The organism is Gilliamella sp. CG22, assembly GCF_046635725.1.
Lineage (GTDB): Bacteria > Pseudomonadota > Gammaproteobacteria > Enterobacterales > Orbaceae > Gilliamella > Gilliamella apicola_I.
In genome coordinates, this window is sequence record NZ_JBIDFK010000026.1 from 1 (window position 1) to 1,801 (window position 1,801).

Consider the following 1,801-nt stretch of genomic DNA (forward strand, 5'->3'; position numbering starts at 1 on the left):
CTCAACTTGATACTCGATTTGGCTCAGATAAATATTCACGAATTGGTGGACAACTAGGTTTAAATTATTCATTCTAACAATAGTAATATCTTAGTAAATACAAAGCAGTACGATTTAGTACTGCTTTTTTATAGAAAAAAGATATGTGATTCAAACTAAATTGAAAAAGGGGATATTTAGCACTGACTAAATAAAGAATTTAGTCTAAAAAAAATCATAACATGAACAATATATTGAAAAAAAAGATTGCTAATTGATTATGTATTTTTAACGCAGAATATGAAAATTTTGTGCAAAAATAATCAGTTTATTAACTTTACATTAACTTACAATTAACAAAAAAACAATTAATTATAATTATATTACGCTTTTTATTAGAAATTTTCGATAGATTAAATGTTGATTGATCGCTTAATCCGATCAATAATGTTTTTTACATAAGTCTCTTGAATCTTAGTGACTATGTTTAATATTGTAAAATGAAGGAAATTTAACAAATGAATAAAATTTATAAGGTTTTGAAAAATAGACAAGGAATTAGTCTGGCAGTTTCGGAATTAGCCAGAGGAAGAGGTAAAAAAACTAAATCAGTATTAATTAATGCCACAATTCTTGGGGCTTTATCTGTTTTATCTTCCGGCAATGCTTTTGCTGCACGTGTTAATATAGATACCAATCAAATTATTAAAGGTGATGACACTGGAACTTTGCCTAATGGCGTAGTCAGCAATGATGAATATATCATTGGTCAAAATGGACATTTAACAATTAGTGATAATGGTACATTAAAAATTAATAGAATTATAGTGGCACATGATGTAGATACTTCTGCTCAATTTACACTCGACAATGGTCATTTCATTAACTCTACTGGTGATGCTTATTTAGGATCTCAAGGTAACGCTAATATTCTTATTACTAATGGCGGCACTTTTACCAATACTGGATGGTCTTCATTACGTATAGGTCATTCTAGCACTTCTAATACAACTTTAACTGTATCAGGTAAAGGCAGTACAATAAATCAAGTTAACTCACAAGATATGGGGATTGCCGGCGACGGTAAGGCTGTAGTTAATATTTTAGATGGTGGTGTTATTAATTCATCTCGAGCTACATTTGTCGCAAGTGGTAATGGAACTGCGATTATTAATATTGACGGTGAAGGTTCTGCTTTTAATTCAGGTGGTATGCGAGTAGGAACGCAATCAGCTGATAAAGATGGCTATGGTGAAATTAATGTGACCAATGGTGGTAGTTTAAATATTGCTGATGGTGATGCAGGTACATACAACAAGCTAGCTATCAGAAATGGTAAAGTATTAATTGATGGTAAAAATTCTCAATTGAACGTGATGTCTGAAATTATCGTCAATGAGGGTGGTAATCATTCTGCTAGTTTAACCGTTGCAAATGATGCAGCCATCAAAACTCAAAAAGGCGATAAATCTGGTGAGGATCTCGGTATTCGAGTTGAACAAAATGGCGCTCTTAATATCGGTGGCGAAGTTGGAAAAGCCGCTGAAAAAGCAGGTTCTATTGATACGCCAAAAGTTGGATTAAGAAATGGTGGTAAATTAAATATTAATCATACTAACACTGATTATCAAGTAGGCTGGGATATTGATGGAAATGGGGATGTCAATGTCGTCTCTGGTGATAACTTTATTAGTGGTAAACATACTTATGAAGGAAACACCAATATAACTGGTGGTTCTTGGAACGCGAAAGCCGAGAATGTCTTTAGCGAAAAATCTAACTATAACGTTGATAAGAAAGGTTCACTTAATTTAGAAGATCA

1 pseudogene is annotated in these 1,801 nt (G+C 32.5%); it reads left to right on the top strand.

Features of this window, described 5'->3' with window-relative positions:
- Positions 1-497 precede the first annotated feature (497 nt).
- Positions 498-1,801: pseudogene (locus ACGH46_RS10975) on the top strand (hypothetical protein); the annotation flags it as partial.